This is a genomic window from Salidesulfovibrio brasiliensis JCM 12178, assembly GCF_001311825.1.
In the GTDB taxonomy this organism is placed as follows: domain Bacteria; phylum Desulfobacterota; class Desulfovibrionia; order Desulfovibrionales; family Desulfovibrionaceae; genus Pseudodesulfovibrio; species Pseudodesulfovibrio brasiliensis.
Genome location: NZ_BBCB01000075.1, coordinates 1 through 15,899, shown reverse-complemented (window position 1 = coordinate 15,899; position 15,899 = coordinate 1). Strand labels below are relative to the sequence as shown.

The following is a 15,899-nucleotide window of genomic DNA, read 5'->3' as shown; positions in this document are numbered from 1 at the left end:
CCGCGCTGCTGGACGAACGTCCGGACGTGGGGCTTGCCGGGTGCCGCGTGCGCTTCGGCGGCTGCCGGGAGTCCTGTGCCGGGTACGCGCATTACGTGGACTGGACCAACACGCTGCTCGACCATGAGTCCATCAGTCTGAATCGCTTCGTTGAGTTTCCGGTTCCCAACCCGTCCATCATGTTCCGGCGCGAGAGCGTGGAGGCTTATGGTCCATACAGGGACGGGGATTTCCCCGAGGACTATGACCTGTTGCTGCGCTGGCTGGAATCCGGTGTCGTGGCTGCCAAGGTGGACGCGGAGCTGATGATCTGGAACGACCCGCCGACACGTCTTTCACGCAACCACCCCAAGTACACGGTGGAGGCGTTCTACCGCGCCAAGACCGGGTATCTGGCCCGCTGGCTGGAGCAGAGCAATCCACAGCATCCCGAGGTGCACATCCTCGGCTCGGGCCGGACGACCCGCAAGCGCGCGGACCTGCTCAAGGACCACGGCATCCGCTTTGCCGCCTATTACGACGTGGACCCGAAGAAGGTCGGCCATGTTGTCAACGGCGTCCCGGTCGTGCACAGAGAGCATGTACCCGCTCCCGAGGATGCGTTCTGCCTTTCCTATGTGGGCAGCCGCGGCGCGCGTGAGGACATCGCCGCCTTTCTGGAGGCTCGCGGCTACATCCTTGGCCGTCACTGGCTTCCTGCGGCCTAGACGAACGCCCTCCATGTGCTGTAAGGGGATTCGTTATCAAACGCTCAATCTGCATTTCATTGGAGAATATTCATGTACATCAGCAACGTAGAATCCATCCCCGGCAAGCGCGTGGTCAAACACCACGGCATGGTCACCGGCAGCACCGTGCGTGCCCGGTTCTTCCTCGTGGACTTTGGTCAGTGGGTCAAAGGCATTTTCGGCGGCGAACTCCGCGGCTACTCGAAACTCATTTCCGACACACGCCAGCAGGCGCTTGACCGCATGACCGCGCAGGCCAAGGAGCTTGGCGCCAACGCCGTGGTCAATGTCCGGTTCTCCACGTCCACTGTCTCGCTCGGGTCTTCGGAACTCTACGCATACGGCACCGCAGTGGAGGTCGCTGATGCTTGAGCAGGTTCTCATTCAGTACCTGCCGCTGTTGATCCTGCTGGTGGTGACGTTTTTTACCGGGCGGATCATCGAGCGCAGGCACTACAAGTCCATCCTCAAGTGGGAAGAAGAGTTTTCCCGGCTGCGGCACACCAGCATCGGCAGGCGGGTGAACGGCGGCGCGGGCGTAACCGAGTCGCGGCTTGTCTGCGGAGAGGCGGTTGTTTCGGTGGAATTCTTCCGCTGGTTTGTGGGCTTGCTGCACAGCATGTTCGGCGGTGCCATGCGCGAGTATGAGTCCTCGCTCGACCGCGCCCGACGTGAAGCGATTCTTCGCATGAAGCAGTCTGCGGCCGGGGCCTCAGCCATCGTCAACGTGCGAATCGAGCATACCCCCATCAGTTATGGCATGAGCCGCTTCAGCGGGGTGGAGGCTATTGCCTGGGGCACCGCAGTCTATAAGGATACGGAGATATGACAGGCGAATACGGCCAGAAGCACAACCCGAACGTCACGCCCGGTTCGCCGCTGCTCGGGGCGTTCAAGGTACTGCTCGGCGCGGCGATTGTGGCCGTTGCGCTCTATTTTTCCATCGGTATCGCAGTGGATTACGTGGTGCCGGTTCTGCCCGACAGGGCCGTGAACTGGGCCGCACGCAAGGTGACGTGGGTGCGGGTTCCGGAAACGGCCAGAGACCTTGACGCGGAGCGCTCCGTGCAGCAGCTCGCGGACCGGCTCATGGAGGCCAACCCCGGCAGCCCCGAGATCAGCGTTCTTGTGGTCAAGCGAAACATGGTCAACGCCTTTGCCTTTCCGGACGGCACGGTGATGATCTTCAAGGGGTTGCTCGATCAGATGAAATCCGAGAACGAGCTGGCGTTCATCCTTGGGCACGAGATGGCCCACGTGAAAAACCGCGATGCACTCCGCAGGCTGGGTAGAACCTTCGTGTTCGGGCTGATTACCGATGCGGCAGGCCTTGGAAGCGAGAACGTGTTTGACAACCCTGCCGCGCTTTCCGAACTGGCCTTTTCCCGCACGCAGGAGAGCCGGGCGGACCGGGAGGGTATGGACTATGCCCACAGCCTGTACGGTCACGTGGGCGGCTGCGATCAGTTCTTTGTGGACATGACCCACGAGAAGGACGATCCGGCGTGGTCCAACTACTTCCGTTCGCACCCGCTGGCCGACGACCGAATTCAGGACCTCGCCGACCATGCAGAGTCCATGGGCTACCAGACTGGCGAAGTGTTCCCGCTTATTCTGCCCGGACCAGAGGATCAGACCATTTAGCATAATTCCTTCACCATCCCTCTGGACAAGCTCCTGATAATGGCTACCATCTGAAAATGGACCGGGCGAGGCCATATTGCGGCAACCTTTGAACTCAATTCAGAGTGAGCAAAGAAGGAGCTATTGACACGGTTTGATGCAAACACGCTGGCAATGATGGAATACGCCGTCCGTTGGTCGGACGGCAGGGATGAATTCGAGGACCGCTTCGTGGGGCGGCGCATCAACGCGTGGCGCGACATTTTCCCTCCCGGCATGGAGCAGGGATTGCGCGGCCTCGGTGTTGGTGAGAAGGCCGTGGCGGATTATTCCCCCGGTGAACTCGTTGTTCCCTACCGTGAAGAACAGGTCTTCACCCTCGACAGAAAGGCCTTTGCCGAAAAAGTGGTCGCTGGTCGCCGCATCACCCCGCGCCTCGGGAGGTTTTATCCGCAGGGGATGCTCCGGGGCCTCAAGGGCGTGTATGCGAGCACCGCAACCCCGTTCCGGGTGGTCGGCCTTGATGGTGAATCCATCACCGTGGACCTGAATCATCCGCTCTCCAGCTTTCCCGTGCGTGTGGAAGCGACCATCGAATATCTTGAAAGAAAGCGCAGCGACACCGGCGGCACTCTCATGCACTGGCCCGAGGAAATCTGCGACAACGGCCCCGGCATGCAGGCCGTGCCGCAAGGGTGCCCGGTTGATTTCCTCGCCGGGGACTTCTTCACGCGGGCCGATGACGACGACGCCTTGTTCTATGCCGACCCGCGGCTCATCGGCCATGTGGACCGGCAGGCGCATGCCAACCTCAAGCGCGTTTACGCCCGCTTCCTGAAGCCGGGCATGAAGGTGCTCGACCTCATGAGCAGCGTGGAGTCGCACCTGCCCGAAGACATGGACCTCGATGTGACGGGCCTCGGCCTGAACGGTGAGGAGCTGCGAGCCAACGCGATGCTCTCGCGGCATGTGGTGCACGACCTGAACGCCGATCCCGCAATCCCGCTCAAGGGGCCGTTCGACGCAGTCGTTTGCAGCCTCTCAATCGAGTACCTGACCGACCCGCTTGCCGTGCTCGGTTATGCGAGGTCCCTTTTGCGTCCCGGCGGCGTGCTGCTGGTAGGCGTGTCCAACCGCTGGTTCCCCACCAAGGCGGTGCAGGGCTGGCTGGACCTGCATGAGTTCGAGCGCATCGGCTTCGTGCGGGAGTTGCAGCGCAGGGCCGGATTCGACGGCCCGTCCGGGGCGGTGAGCATCCGCAACGACTGGCGTCCGCAGGACGACCCGCACTTCCTTGAAACGCGGGGCGTCAGCGACCCCGTGTTCATCATCTGGACCCACCGCGAAGGCTAATTCGAAACGTGCCGCGCCGGGACCGATCTCGTCCCGGCGCGGGCACTTCACAAAACCGGACTTGCAACCCGCCGTGATGCATTGTAGAGAAACGCGTCCCGGCGGTTCGGCCGTCGACCACCAAGATCATTCAGGAGACCAGTCATGTCCTTGAGCATAGGAATCGTCGGCCTGCCCAACGTGGGCAAGTCCACTCTTTTCAACGCCCTCACCAAGGCCCAGAACGCGGAAAGCGCCAACTACGCCTTCTGCACCATCGAACCCAACAAGGCCGTTGTGCCGGTGCCCGACAAGCGCATCGAGAAGCTGGCCGAACTGGTCAGCCCCCAGCGCGTCCAGCATTCCACCGTGGACTTCGTGGACATCGCGGGTCTCGTGGCCGGGGCAAGCAAGGGTGAGGGCCTCGGCAACAAGTTTCTCGCCAACATCCGCGAGACGCAGGCCATTCTGCACGTGGTGCGCTGCTTCGAGGACGACGACGTTGTTCACGTCTCCGGCTCGGTGGACCCCATCCGCGACATCGAAGTCATCGAGACCGAGTTGATTCTTGCCGACGTGCAGGTGCTGGAAAATCGCCTTGAGCGCATGAAAAAGCAGCTCAAGGGCGACAAGACCCTTGCTCCGCTCATCGACGCCTCCGAAAAACTGCTCGACCACCTCGGGGAAGGCAAGCTGGCCGCAACGTATCCCGATCTGGAGAACGAGCAGGTGCAGGCCATGCTGAACGAGCTGCGCCTCATCACCGCCAAGAACATGATTTACTGCGCCAACGTGGACGAAGACGGCCTTGGCGAGGACAACGACCACGTCAAGCAGGTCATGGCGCTGGCTGAAGAGCGCGGCTGCGAGTTCGTCAAGATTTCCGCAAAGATGGAAGAAGAGCTTGTGGGCCTTGAGGACGACGAGTATCAGGAATTTCTTGATTCCTACGGCGTCACCGAGGCCGGGCTGGACAAGATCATCCGCACCGGGTTTCATACCCTCGGCCTCATCAGCTACTTCACCGCAGGCGTCAAGGAAGTCCGGGCGTGGACCATCCACGACGGCGACAAGGCACCGCAGGCCGCAGGTGTCATTCACACCGACTTCGAGCGCGGCTTCATCCGTGCCGAGGTTATCGGGTACGACGATTACGTGCGTTGCGGCTCGGAAGCCAAGTGCAAGGCCGAAGGCGTCATGCGCGTGGAAGGCAAGGAATACGTCGTCAAGGACGGCGACGTGGTGCACTTCCTGTTCAACGTCTAGTCGCTTTCGGAGGCTGGACGATCTCGTCTGGCGTTCGGTTGAATAAGGTAAAAAAACAGCCCGGTGCAGTTAACTGCACCGGGCTGTTTTTTTGATCCGGGCGGAGGTGGGCGTCGGGGCCGGAACTCGTTTTTTTAATCAATTCTGTAACTGTTAGTTCCCGACCGCTCCGGCCTCACCGGCGTTCCAGATCTACCTTGTTATTAGCAGAAGGCGTGCCAATCAGAAGTTCTCAAAGATTTCCGCAATAATTTCAGAGGTGGGTTGCGTAGGCGATTCCGGCAATGCCGAAAAAAATGCCGGGTCCGTCAGGTTGCTGACAGGCCCGGCCTTGGTGTTGCCGTAGTGTTGTGTCGGTGGGCTGACGCCTAGAGCCGTTCAAGCTCCTCGCCAAGTTCGCCGAGGTATTCCTCAAGCATGGCCGGGGTCATGTCGCCCATGTGTCCGATGCGGAAGAAGGCCGCGCGGCCTGCTTCCTCAAGGCGGGTATTGAGTTTGCCGTAGCCGGGGTCGAAGAGGTAGCCGCGCTCGCGCATGCGCTCCTTGAGCACGTTCTTGAGCGTGGCCGCCGTGACGCCCTTGGGGCAGCGCACCGTGGTCAGGGTGGGGGAGCGGTATCCTTCCTGCGCAAAAAGCTCAAAACCGTCCAGCCCGTTCACGAAGCCGTGGACCATGTCGCGCATGGTCTCATGCCGGGCAAAGCGGGCCTCTACGCCTTCAGTGTGCTCGATGTGGTCGAGCTGAATGGCCATCTGGTTGAGCAGTGCGGTGTTCGGCGTGGTCAGGCACTGGCCGGATTCGGCCTTGGCGAGCTGCTTGAGGATGTCCGAGGAGTGGCCCTTGTTGGTCACACGCTCGGCCTTTTCCATGGCGTCCGGGCCGACGAAGCCGATGCCGAACCCGGCGGGCAGGGCGAGGGACTTCTGCGTGGCCGTGCAGTAAATGGCCGGGCGCGCCTCGGCCAGCCGCAGGTCCGCGCCGCCGAAGATGGACACTCCGTCCACCAGCGGCATGGCGTTGTTGTCCCGGATGAGCTTGCAGAGCGAGACGATGTCGTTGGTTACGCCGGTGCTGGTCTCGTTGTGGGTGATCGTCACCACGCTCGGGTGGTGCTTGTCCATGGCTTCAACCAGCACGTCGGGGTCGATGGCCGAGCCGGGCTCGAACTCCAGCTTCACGGCCAGCTTGCCGTTTGCCAGTGAAATGGTGTGATAGAGGTCGCCGAACGCACCTACCGTGACGTTCAGCACCACCTCGTCGTCAGCAACGAGAGAGCGGATGGAGGCTTCCATGCAGGTGGAGCCGGAGCCGTTTATCAGAAAACTCCGGTAGTCATCCGGCAGCCCGGCAAGCGCCTTGAGGCCCGAGAAGATCGGGGCGGAGCGCTTGTCGTTTTCCCTGTCCCGGTGTCCGAATTCCGGCAACGCGGCTGCCTTGCGGATTTCCGGGCGGATGTATGTCGGGCCGGTGATGAACAGCTTCAGGTCGGCGAACTCGTCGATGCTCATGTAAACCTCTCGGTAGTGGTCCTTGGGAAAAAGGGAAACTACCCTTGCGTGTTGCGGAAGTCCAGTCCCATCGGTTGCGGATCAGAGGCGGCCTTCGCGGCAGTCTTCAAGCCCCTGCATGTCCTCGATGGTGACGCGGCTACCGTCCACGCTGATGAGTCCGTCGCCCGCCATCTTCTTGAGGGTTCGGGAGAGCGCCTCCGGCGTGACGCCGATGATCTTGGAGAGTTCGCGGTAGGACATGCCCAGCTCCACGTTGCCCTCCTGCTGCTGGCTGAGAAAATAGGCTGCCAGCCTTGATGGGATCTGCTTCAGGGCCAGCGAGTCGATCATCTCCATGGCTTCCTTCAGCCTGCGGGACATGACGCGCATCATGGTCAGCAGCACCGAGGCGTCCTCGTGCACCATGCTTTCCAGCTCCTCCGGCGTGATGAACATGACCTGACTGTCTTCCAGCGCGCTCAGGTTGGCGGGCATCTTGCCGTCCGAGAAGGTGGAGCAGAGGCAGAAAGGCTCGCCGGGGCCGAACACGAAAATGGTCTGCTCCTTGCCTTCCTCCGAAAGCTTGAAGAGCTTGACCTTGCCGGAAAGAAGAACGTGCATGCCCTGCGTGGCCTTGTTCTCGCTGAAGAACATGCCGCCCTTGGGGATTCTGGTCACTGCGGCGTGTTCGACCAGCTTGTCGAGCTGCGTTTCATCAAGTTTTGAGAAGAGCCGAAACTCCCGCACCGTCGCCTTCATCACGTCCTTGTCCATCAAAAAACCTCGAAAAGCCGGGCGGATTGATCGAGATCAATGCCGCGTTTCTCCCACAGGGCTAGAAAAGGGGCAAGCATACCGAAAGGAGGAAGCCATGAGCACGGCAAGAGTGCGTTGTCCCAACTGTAATGCCGACCAGGATATCCCCGTCCACGGGGATTATCGCCCCTTTTACGTCAACTGTACCCAATGCGCCAAGCGTTTCATAGTCGAGCCGGTGCAGAACGGCACCGTGGTCTACAGGGATGGCGAGGCCCCTTGCTGTTCCGACCCGGAATGCCGTGAGACCGAGCTGGGCGACTCCGGTCAGGAATAGCCAGGGAGGCACCATGTGGATTTTTCTCAGAACAGTCACCAAGAATCTCACCATTGCCATCCCCGTGATGATGGCCGCGGGCTTTGTGTACGGCGTCTCTGCCGACGCGTCGTGGATCAAAAGCCTCATCGTTCCGTTCACTTTCCTCATGGTCTACCCCATGATGGTCACGCTGAAGATCAAAAAGGTTTTCGAGGGCGGTGACGGCAAGGCGCAGGTGCTGACCCAGCTTCTCAACTTCGGGGTGATCCCGTTTCTCGCCTTCGGGTTCGGTTCGTTCTTTTTTGCGGACAAGCCCTATATGGCCCTCGGGTTGCTGCTGGCCGGGCTGGTTCCCACCAGCGGCATGACAATCTCGTGGACCGGGTTTGCCAAGGGCAACATGTCCGCCGCCGTGAAGATGACCGTCATCGGCCTGATCTGCGGTTCGCTGGCGACCCCGTTTTTCGTCAAGGCGCTCATGGGCGCGACCATCGAGATGAGCCTCATGGCGGTCCTGAAGCAGATATTCTTCATCGTCTTCCTGCCCATGACCCTCGGCTACGTCACCCAGCGCATTCTGGTGAAGCGTTACGGCCAGCCCGACTTCCAGAAGAGCATCGCCCCGAAGTTCCCCATGCTCTCCACGCTCGGCGTGCTGGGCATCGTGTTCGTGGCGCTGGCGCTCAAGGCTAGAACCATCGCTTCGTCGCCCGAGGTGCTGCTGAATATCCTCATCCCGCTGGTCATTCTTTATGCGCTCAATTTCGCGCTCAGCACCATGGTGGGCCGCTGCTTCCTGAAGCGTGGGGACGCCATCGCGTTCGTCTACGGTTCGGTCATGCGCAACCTTTCCATCGCGCTTGCCATCGCCATCAACGCCTTCGGCCCGCAGGGATCGGACGCGGCTCTGGTCATCGCCATGGCCTACATCATTCAGGTTCAGTCCGCTGCCTGGTACGTCAAGTTCACGGCCAGAATATTCGGTCTGCCTGAAGAGCTGTCAACCGCCTCGGCCAGCGGCAGGGCCTGATCAACCACAGGAGAGAATCATGCAGAAAATGGTATTCGTTTTGAGCAGGGATGAACATGAGGCCGCGACCCGTTGTTTCCTTTTCGCCAAGATCGCGCACGAGGGCGGGCACGACGTAAATGTGTTCCTTATCGACGGCGGCGTGCACTGGGCCGACAGCAGCCGAGACGGAAGGCAGCGCTGCGAGACCGGCGACTGCGTGTCCGACCACCTCCCATACCTCGTGGAAAACAACATCCCCACCGGCGTCTGCCTGCCCTGCGCCAAGGGGCGCAATCTGAGCGAGGACGCATTTTACCCGAATATGCGGCTCGCCAAAGGCAAGGAGCTCATCGAGATGTGTGCGGTTGGCAGCACCTTCAATTTCTGACCCGAAGCATGTTATAATCCGATCTGTTTTGTCCCGAAATAGTGGCAAAACAAATGGAAATATGCCTATAAAACAGAGGAGAATGCGGTCTTGTCAGGGGTTGGCCGCATCCATGGGAGCATTCAACGAACAAGGAGGGAGTTCATGCTCAAGCGGAAGGGAAGATGGCTGGCGATGACGCTTGCCGCGGCGCTTCTCATGGCCGTGCCCGTATGCGCGTCGGCCGCCGTCGAGGAAGACGGCGCCCCGGGCAGGCGGATGGCCATTCAGGCGACCAAGGCAAAGCCCATCGTGCGGACCATCACGGCGGATCACAGCAAGTTCAAGGAACTGCAGTTCGACCCGGAACAGGAAAAGACCATGCGGCCGGAAGAGGTCACGCAGACCTGTCTGAAGTGTCACAACCAGGCCGCGTTGCAGTTCCATCAGACCATTCACTGGACCTGGCGGGATTTCGACGAGAACGGCAAGCCCACCGACCTCGGCAAGGGCGGGCTTTCCGTCAACAACTTCTGAATCAATACCGCAAGCAACGAGGCTCGTTGCACATCATGTCACGCCGGTTACGGCTGGAAGGACAAGAATTTCGACTTCTCCTCTCAGGAGAAGGTCGACTGTCTGGTCTGTCATGAGCAGACCGGTACGTACAAGAAGTTCCCTTCCGGAGCAGGATATCCCGCAAAGTACATTCCTGATCCGGACAATCCCGACAAGCAGAAGGGCAAGCTCTTCAAGGGCAATGGAAAGACCTACTACTCCCCGGACTGGTCCAAGGTGGCCCAGAGCGTGGGCAGGCCCTCGCGCCAGAACTGCGGTTCCTGCCACTTCTACGGCGGTGGCGGAGACGCGGTCAAGCATGGCGATCTGGACTCCTCGCTAGTGAAGCCGGCCAAGAACCTCGATGTTCATATGGGAACGCTCGAATCCGGCGGACAGAACTTCACCTGTTCCCGCTGCCACACCACCCGCAATCACCACATCGCGGGCCGCATCTACGACAAGCCTGCCGCGCTGGAGCGCAAGAGCCTGCTGCAGGATGACCTCGGCGACAAGATCATGTGCGAATCCTGCCACGGCATGCAGCCGCACAAGAGCGGGGGCATGGACTCAAAGCTGAACGATCACGTGGACAAGGTCGCCTGTCAGTCCTGTCACATTGCGGAGTTCGCGAGATCACAGCCCACCAAGATGTCCTGGGACTGGTCCGTTGCCGGGCAGCTTCGGGACGGAAAGGCCAAGGTCAAGGGACCCGACGGCAAGGCCGTGTTCGTGAAGAAGAAGGGTGCCTTTGTTTGGGAGCAGAACGTCGTGCCGGAATACTACTGGTTTGACGGAACGCTCGACTACGTCACGGTGGAAGATCCCATCGATCCCACGGGCGAGGTCTGGCTGAACCGTCCCAACGGCTCCTACGACGACCCGTTCTCGCGGATCATGCCTTTCAAGGTTCACCGCGGCAAGACGCCTTACGACAAGGTCAACAAGGTCATGGTCATTCCGCACCTCTTCCCGAGGAACAAGGAAGACAAGGACGCCTACTGGAAGAGCTTCGACTGGCAGAAGGCCATCAAGTCCGGCATGAAGTACGCCGGGCAGAAGTACAGCGGCGAATACGGGTTCGTGGACACGGCCTATGTGTTCCCCACCACACACATGGTGGCCCCGCGCGAAAAGGCGCTTGACTGCGCCCAGTGCCACACGAAGGACGGACGGCTTGAGAATCTCGAGGGATTCTACATGCCCGGACGTGACTCGGTCGAGCTGATCAACGCTGCGGGATGGACCGGCGTCATCGGCGCGCTGGTGGCGGTGTTCATCCACGGCGTCATGCGCTTCGTGGCCGGACTCAGAAGGAAGGAGGACTAGGCCATGAGTGAACACAAGATGAAGAAGATATACCTCTACTCCAAGTTCGAGCGCTTCTGGCACTGGGTTCAGTCCGTGCTCATTATCCTGCTGCTCGTCACCGGGTTCGAAGTCCATGGCTCCTTCGAACTGCTGGGCTTCATGAAGGCCGTGGACATACACAACACCATCGGCCTGACATGGCTGATTCTGTTCGTGTTCATCGTCTTCTGGATGTTCGTCACGCACGAGTACAAGCAGTACATCCCCACCACCAAGAAGCTCTTCGAGGTGGCCATGTACTACTCGTCCGGCATCTTCAAGGGCGAGCCGCATCCCGTGCAGAAGAGCAAGAACGCCAAGCACAATCCCATGCAGCGCCTCACCTATCTGGGCCTGACCGCAGTGCTGCTGCCGTTCCAGATGGTCACCGGCCTGCTGTACTGGGCCTACAACGACTGGGCGGACTGGGGGCTCGGCTTCCTTGATCTGGAGGTGTTGGCCCTGCTGCATCTCATCGGCGGGTTCGCCATCCTCATCTTCCTGATCGTGCATGTCTACATGACCACGACCGGCCATACGATCACGGCGCACATCGCGGCCATGTTCTCCGGCTGGGAGGAAGTGCCCGAGGAAGAGACCGTCCCGGACTGGGAGCGCAAGGCAGAGCGGCACTAGTCGCTGCCAAGGCGAAAACAGCAAGGCGGGGTGCCAGACACCCCGCCTTTTCTTATGGCTTGTTCTCGAAGGCCTCGAACAGCTCCTTGAAGGTGTCGAATTGTTTCTGGCGGCCGATGAGAGCCAGCATGTCGCCGATGAGAATCTGTTCGTCCGGGCCGGGGTTGGTGTGCAACCCCTCCAGCCGCAGGACCGCCACCACGGACGCGCCGGTCTTTTCCCTGACCTGTGATTCCGCGATGGTGCTGCCCACCAGCGGGGAATCTGCGGTGATATTTACCCAGCGCACGTCGAGCACGCTGCTGCCGTGGCGGATGACCTTGTGGATGTCGAGGCTTTCCTCCATGCCGGTGATGGGCGCGTAGAGGTCGCGGTGTACGGTGTCCGTGAAGTTCGTCACCTGCGTGGCGGGCAGGCCGAGGTGCATGAGTGCCTGCCGTACGAATTCCAGCGCGGCCTCGTAGTTGGGCTGCACGATCTCGTCCATGCCGTTGCTGGAGAGGTCCCGCATCTGTTCTTCGTTGTTGGCCCTGCCGATGACGGGCACCTTCGGGGCCATGCCGCGGATCACCTGTGTCACGGCCTTGGTGATGATGAACGCCGGCGTGGTCACGAGGATGATGCTGGCGCGGTCGATGTGCGCGGCCTCAAGCACCACTTCCATGGTGGCGTCGCCGAAGATGACCGGATGGCCGTCCTTCTTGAGCTTCTCCATCTGGCGGAAGTTGTTTTCGATTACGACGTAAGGTTTGCCGAAACGGCGCACTATGGCGCAGACCGCCGACCCGATAATGCCGCCGCCGATGATGGTCACGTGTTTCGAGAGGGTCTCGGAGTCGACGTTCATGGTCTCGAACGGCGGCGTCGAGGTGAAGCGCTGTCGCAGGCCGTATAGCTGCCCGGCAGCCTTGGACACCAGCGGGGTGAGCATCATGCTGACAACGGCGGCGGCCATGTAGATGGCGAACTGCTGCTGGCTCAGGTCGCCCTCGGCGAGTCCTGCGCGGGCCAGAAGGAAGGAGAGTTCACCCACCTGCCACATGGTCAGGGCCGTGGCCATGGGCACGATGTTCCGGTAGCCGAAGGCGCGGGTGACGGTGAAGAGGATGATGCCCTTGCCGAGGAACAGCAGCAGGGTCAGGAGCGCGATGGTACCGGGGTTATCCAAAATGACTGCCGGGTCGAGGAGCATTCCGGCCGAGGCGAAGAAGAGCAGGGCAAAGATGTCGCGCAGGGGGAGCACGTTGCTCATGACCTGATGCGCGTAGTCCGACTCGCTCAGCAGCAAACCCGCCATGAATGCGCCCAGCGCGAAAGAGAGCCCCGCGAGGTGCGTGGCGTACCCGATGCCCAGCCCGATGGCGCAGGTGCACAGGAGAAACATCTCCCGCGAGTTCCAGCTCGCGATACGGCGCATCATCCACGGGATGGCCCTGCGGCCGAGGGTTATCATGGCCGCAAGGAACACGGCGGACTTGACGAACGCCACGCCGAGCGTGGTGATGCCGGAGCCGATGTCGCCGATTTCGGGCAGGATGATGATGAGCGGCACGAGGGCGAAGTCCTGCACGATGAGCATGCCGATCATGACCTTGCTGGAGAGCGTGCCGAGGACCTCCTGATTCTCGAGCGTCTTGAGCACGACCATGGTGCTGGAGAGCGAGAAGAACGCACCGAGCCACAGGCTGGCTTTCCACGGCAGGCCGAAGAGGGCGCCCACGCCGAAGCCGAAGGCCATGGTCAGCAGAATCTGAAGAATGCCGCCGAACACGGCGACGCGGCGGACCGGCTTGAGTTCGTTGAGGGAGAATTCCACGCCCAGCACAAAGAGGAGCAGGGCCACGCCTATTTCCGCCAGCAGTTCGATGTCGTGGACCGCGCCGATGGACACGCCGCCGGTGTGCGGGCCGACGATGATGCCAGCCACGATGTAGCCGAGGATGAGGGGTTGTTTCAGTCTGCGGGCAACAAAGGCGCAGAGGAGCGAGGCGACGATTATGATGATGAGATCGGCTGCAATGCCCATGGTGACTCCGTTGGAAGTTTTGCCGAGGATAGACTGAATGGCCGTGTCTGAAAAGGTCCAACCCTGTGGCGGCATATTCGCCCACGTCTTCTTGAGCTTGTCCGGCTTTTCTTCTACCATGCCTCGGACTTTTGTGAACAATGCGATCAAACAACCGTTCAAGGGGAATACATGCCTGTAGTCATGGGTACCGCCGGGCATATCGACCACGGCAAGACCACGCTGGTCAAAGGGCTGACCGGCATCGATTGCGACCGCCTCTCGGAAGAGAAGAAACGCGGCATCACCATCGAACTCGGATTCGCGTTTCTCGATTTTGACGACGACACCCGGCTTTCGGTGGTGGACGTGCCGGGGCACGAACGCTTCGTCAAGAACATGGTGGCCGGTGCCGCAGGCATCGACTTCGTGCTGCTGGTCATCGCCGCGGACGAGGGGATAATGCCCCAGACCCGCGAGCATCTGGAGATCTGTTCGCTCCTCGGCATCGAGACCGGCCTCGTGGCCCTGACCAAGACCGACATGGTCGACGAGGAGTGGCTGGAGATGGTCGAGGAAGAGGTGGCCTCGTATCTGGAGCCGACGTTCCTCGGCGGCACGCCCATCATTCCCGTCTCGGCCCACACCGGGCAGGGCATCCCCGAATTGCGGGCCGAGCTCAAGAAGCTCATGGACCGTTTCGCGCCCAAGCGCCGCTCGGACATCGCGCGGTTGCCCGTGGACCGAGTGTTTACCATGAAAGGTTACGGCACGGTCGTTACCGGCACGCTCATCTCCGGCAACTTCAAGGTCGGCGACGAAGTGGTTCTTTATCCTGACGAGACTCCGGCCAAGATACGAAATCTCCAGTCCCACGGCGAATCGGTGGAGGTGGCCCCGGCAGGGCGGCGAACCGCCGTGAACCTGCAGGGCGTGGAAGTGCAGGACGTGACGCGCGGCGAAGTCCTTGCCCGGCCCGGCACCATGTTTCCGTCCGACGTCTGGGACATCGAGCTGACCATGCTCAAGTCCTCGCCCAGACCGCTCAAGCACCGCAAGGAAGTGCATTTTCACCACGGCTCGCGCGAGATAATGGCCCGCATCTACCTCAATGACCGCGAGAAGCTGAAGCCCGGCGAGACAGCCGTGTGTCAGGTGCGGTTCACCACGCCGCTCAGTGCGGTGTATGGCGACCGCATCGTGATGCGTTCCTTTTCGCCGCTCAGAACCATCGCGGGCGGACGGGTGCTCAGTCCGCTCGGGCACCGGGTCAAGCGGTTCTCCGACGACCTGGAAAAGCTCTCGGCCCTCACAGCCGAGGCCCCGGACGAGGTCATCGTCGCCCAGCTTGAGCTGGCAGGCCCCAAGGGTGTCAGCTTTGCCGAGCTGCTCATCATGACCGACCTTGAGACCAAGGCGCTGGAAAAGACCCTGAACGGACTCGCGGGCAAACAGCTCGCGCTCATGTTCGACAAGGAGGAACGACGGTATGCCTCCGGTCGCCTCGTCACCGAACTGATGGAAGGCCTTGTGAGCTGGCTGGGCGAGTTCCACAAGAAGCATTCCATGAAGCCCGGTGTGCAGCGCGGGGAGCTTGCCTCCACGTGGGGCAGGGGGATTCCGCCCAAGCTGCTGCATCTGGTGCTGGAACGGCTCATGAAAAAGGGGATGTGGTCGGCGATCAGGAAATCCTGAGGCTCAAGGATCACAAGGTCTCACTGGCTTCGGACACCGCCAAGGTCCGTGAGCTCATCCTCGGCGCGTACGAGAAGGGCGGCATCCGGCCCCCCAACCTCAAGGACGTGCTGGAGCCCACCAAGATGGACTTCAAGCAGGCCGCGCCCGTGTTCCGGCTGTTGCAGGAGCAGGGGCATCTGGTGAAGATCAAGGAGGAGATGTACTACCATGCGCCCGCGCTGGAGGACATCCGCAACCGGATCATCGCCTTCTTCGAGGACAATGAGGAGATGGGCGCGCAGGACTTCAAGGGCCTGACCGACCTTTCCAGAAAGTTCGCCATCCCGGTGCTTGAATACTTCGACAAGGAGCGGCTCACGGTCCGTGTGGGCGACGTTCGCCGCCTGCGCAAGTCCGGAGTCTAGAAATGGCTGCTTGACAGTCTTAAGGGGCGCATTTAGGGCATGAACATGAGGCTAATTATTCGATTCGCAGCCATGTGCTGCGCCCTGTGCGTCCTTCTGTCATTGCTCATGGGCTGTGCGCCCGTCAAACGGACACCTAACGACTATACGGGTGCCGCTGCCGCCCTCGATGCGGACGCGACTTCCACGCTCCAGCGTTTTCTCGACAAGGACGAGTCCGGCCATCTGGCCGCGTTCCTTCGCGAGGCCCATGCTGTCATGGTCGTGCCGACTTACGGCAAGGCGGCGTTTCTGTTTTCCGTGCGCGGCGGTTCGGGCGTGCTGGCGGCGCGTGGCGCAGACGGGCGGTGGAACG

14 protein-coding genes and 2 pseudogenes are annotated in these 15,899 nt (G+C 61.0%); 13 read left to right on the top strand and 3 right to left on the bottom strand.

What is annotated here, in order from left to right; translation table 11 throughout:
- From JCM12178_RS18785 to ychF, 6 genes are all read left to right on the top strand, one after another.
- A partial coding sequence (locus JCM12178_RS18785; protein WP_054652257.1) for a glycosyltransferase family protein occupies positions 1-707 on the top strand: 707 nt, incomplete at its 5' end.
- A 72-nt stretch (positions 708-779) separates the two neighbouring features.
- A complete protein-coding gene (locus JCM12178_RS14145) occupies positions 780-1,100 on the top strand; it encodes a YbjQ family protein (RefSeq protein ID WP_054652255.1) in 321 nt (106 codons plus the stop codon).
- Positions 1,093-1,557 carry a YbjQ family protein gene (locus JCM12178_RS14140; protein ID WP_054652253.1) on the top strand — a complete coding sequence of 155 codons (465 nt, stop codon included), beginning with the start codon at positions 1,093-1,095 and terminating at the stop codon, positions 1,555-1,557. The genes JCM12178_RS14145 and JCM12178_RS14140 overlap by 8 nt, the downstream gene beginning before the upstream one ends.
- On the top strand, positions 1,554-2,372 hold the full coding sequence (locus tag JCM12178_RS14135; RefSeq protein WP_054652251.1) for a M48 family metallopeptidase: 819 nt from the start codon (positions 1,554-1,556) through the stop codon (positions 2,370-2,372). Before JCM12178_RS14140 ends, JCM12178_RS14135 begins: the two co-directional genes overlap by 4 nt.
- 123 nt (positions 2,373-2,495) lie before the next feature.
- Positions 2,496-3,704 (top strand): methyltransferase domain-containing protein, encoded by a 1,209-nt coding sequence (locus tag JCM12178_RS14130; protein WP_157054934.1) that lies wholly within the window; start codon positions 2,496-2,498, stop codon positions 3,702-3,704.
- A gap of 144 nt (positions 3,705-3,848) precedes the next feature.
- Complete coding sequence (ychF, locus tag JCM12178_RS14125; protein ID WP_054652247.1) at positions 3,849-4,949, top strand: redox-regulated ATPase YchF; 1,101 nt, start codon at positions 3,849-3,851, stop codon at positions 4,947-4,949.
- Positions 4,950-5,317: 368 nt separating this feature from the next.
- On the opposite strand, the gene JCM12178_RS14120 is transcribed toward ychF, so the two are convergent.
- A complete protein-coding gene (locus JCM12178_RS14120) occupies positions 5,318-6,457 on the bottom strand; it encodes a pyridoxal-phosphate-dependent aminotransferase family protein (protein WP_054652245.1) in 1,140 nt (379 codons plus the stop codon).
- 81 nt (positions 6,458-6,538) lie between these two features.
- Positions 6,539-7,213 (bottom strand): Crp/Fnr family transcriptional regulator, encoded by a 675-nt coding sequence (locus JCM12178_RS14115; protein WP_054652243.1) that lies wholly within the window; start codon positions 7,211-7,213, stop codon positions 6,539-6,541.
- 97 nt (positions 7,214-7,310) lie between these two features.
- On the opposite strand from JCM12178_RS14115, the gene JCM12178_RS14110 reads away from it, so the two are divergent.
- The 5 genes from JCM12178_RS14110 (at position 7,311) to JCM12178_RS14090 (ending at position 11,437) form a co-directional block, all read left to right on the top strand.
- Complete coding sequence (locus JCM12178_RS14110) at positions 7,311-7,532, top strand: hypothetical protein (protein ID WP_054652241.1); 222 nt, start codon at positions 7,311-7,313, stop codon at positions 7,530-7,532.
- 13 nt (positions 7,533-7,545) lie between these two features.
- Entirely contained in the window at positions 7,546-8,544 is a 999-nt protein-coding gene (locus JCM12178_RS14105) for an arsenic resistance protein (RefSeq protein WP_054652239.1), read from the top strand.
- A gap of 19 nt (positions 8,545-8,563) precedes the next feature.
- The gene (locus JCM12178_RS14100) at positions 8,564-8,914 is read left to right on the top strand and encodes a DsrE family protein (RefSeq protein ID WP_054652237.1); all 351 of its coding nucleotides are present in this window, start codon (positions 8,564-8,566) and stop codon (positions 8,912-8,914) included.
- A 144-nt stretch (positions 8,915-9,058) separates the two neighbouring features.
- Positions 9,059-10,780 (top strand): tetrathionate reductase family octaheme c-type cytochrome, encoded by a 1,722-nt coding sequence (locus JCM12178_RS14095; protein ID WP_250635948.1) that lies wholly within the window; start codon positions 9,059-9,061, stop codon positions 10,778-10,780.
- A gap of 3 nt (positions 10,781-10,783) precedes the next feature.
- Positions 10,784-11,437, top strand: a complete 654-nt coding sequence (locus JCM12178_RS14090) for a cytochrome b/b6 domain-containing protein (protein WP_054652235.1) — start codon at positions 10,784-10,786, stop codon at positions 11,435-11,437.
- A gap of 52 nt (positions 11,438-11,489) precedes the next feature.
- Here the strand turns inward: JCM12178_RS14090 and JCM12178_RS14085 are convergent, their stop codons facing one another.
- A complete protein-coding gene (locus JCM12178_RS14085) occupies positions 11,490-13,463 on the bottom strand; it encodes a monovalent cation:proton antiporter family protein (protein ID WP_054652259.1) in 1,974 nt (657 codons plus the stop codon).
- 171 nt (positions 13,464-13,634) lie between these two features.
- Between JCM12178_RS14085 and selB the strand changes: the two are divergent.
- A pseudogene (gene selB / locus JCM12178_RS14080) lies at positions 13,635-15,544 on the top strand (selenocysteine-specific translation elongation factor).
- 39 nt (positions 15,545-15,583) lie between these two features.
- A pseudogene (locus JCM12178_RS14075) lies at positions 15,584-15,899 on the top strand (hypothetical protein); the annotation flags it as partial.

Bases quoted from the DNA above. Each gene is read 5' to 3' on its own strand.
- JCM12178_RS14145 (WP_054652255.1), top strand. From the start codon at position 780: ATGTACATCAGCAACGTAGAATCCATCCCCGGCAAGCGCGTGGTCAAA.
- JCM12178_RS14140 (WP_054652253.1), top strand. From the start codon at position 1,093: ATGCTTGAGCAGGTTCTCATTCAGTACCTGCCGCTGTTGATCCTGCTG.
- JCM12178_RS14135 (WP_054652251.1), top strand. From the start codon at position 1,554: ATGACAGGCGAATACGGCCAGAAGCACAACCCGAACGTCACGCCCGGT.
- ychF (WP_054652247.1), top strand. From the start codon at position 3,849: ATGTCCTTGAGCATAGGAATCGTCGGCCTGCCCAACGTGGGCAAGTCC.
- JCM12178_RS14120 (WP_054652245.1), bottom strand. From the start codon at position 6,457: ATGAGCATCGACGAGTTCGCCGACCTGAAGCTGTTCATCACCGGCCCG.
- JCM12178_RS14115 (WP_054652243.1), bottom strand. From the start codon at position 7,213: ATGGACAAGGACGTGATGAAGGCGACGGTGCGGGAGTTTCGGCTCTTC.
- JCM12178_RS14110 (WP_054652241.1), top strand. From the start codon at position 7,311: ATGAGCACGGCAAGAGTGCGTTGTCCCAACTGTAATGCCGACCAGGAT.
- JCM12178_RS14105 (WP_054652239.1), top strand. From the start codon at position 7,546: ATGTGGATTTTTCTCAGAACAGTCACCAAGAATCTCACCATTGCCATC.
- JCM12178_RS14100 (WP_054652237.1), top strand. From the start codon at position 8,564: ATGCAGAAAATGGTATTCGTTTTGAGCAGGGATGAACATGAGGCCGCG.
- JCM12178_RS14090 (WP_054652235.1), top strand. From the start codon at position 10,784: ATGAGTGAACACAAGATGAAGAAGATATACCTCTACTCCAAGTTCGAG.
- JCM12178_RS14085 (WP_054652259.1), bottom strand. From the start codon at position 13,463: ATGGGCATTGCAGCCGATCTCATCATCATAATCGTCGCCTCGCTCCTC.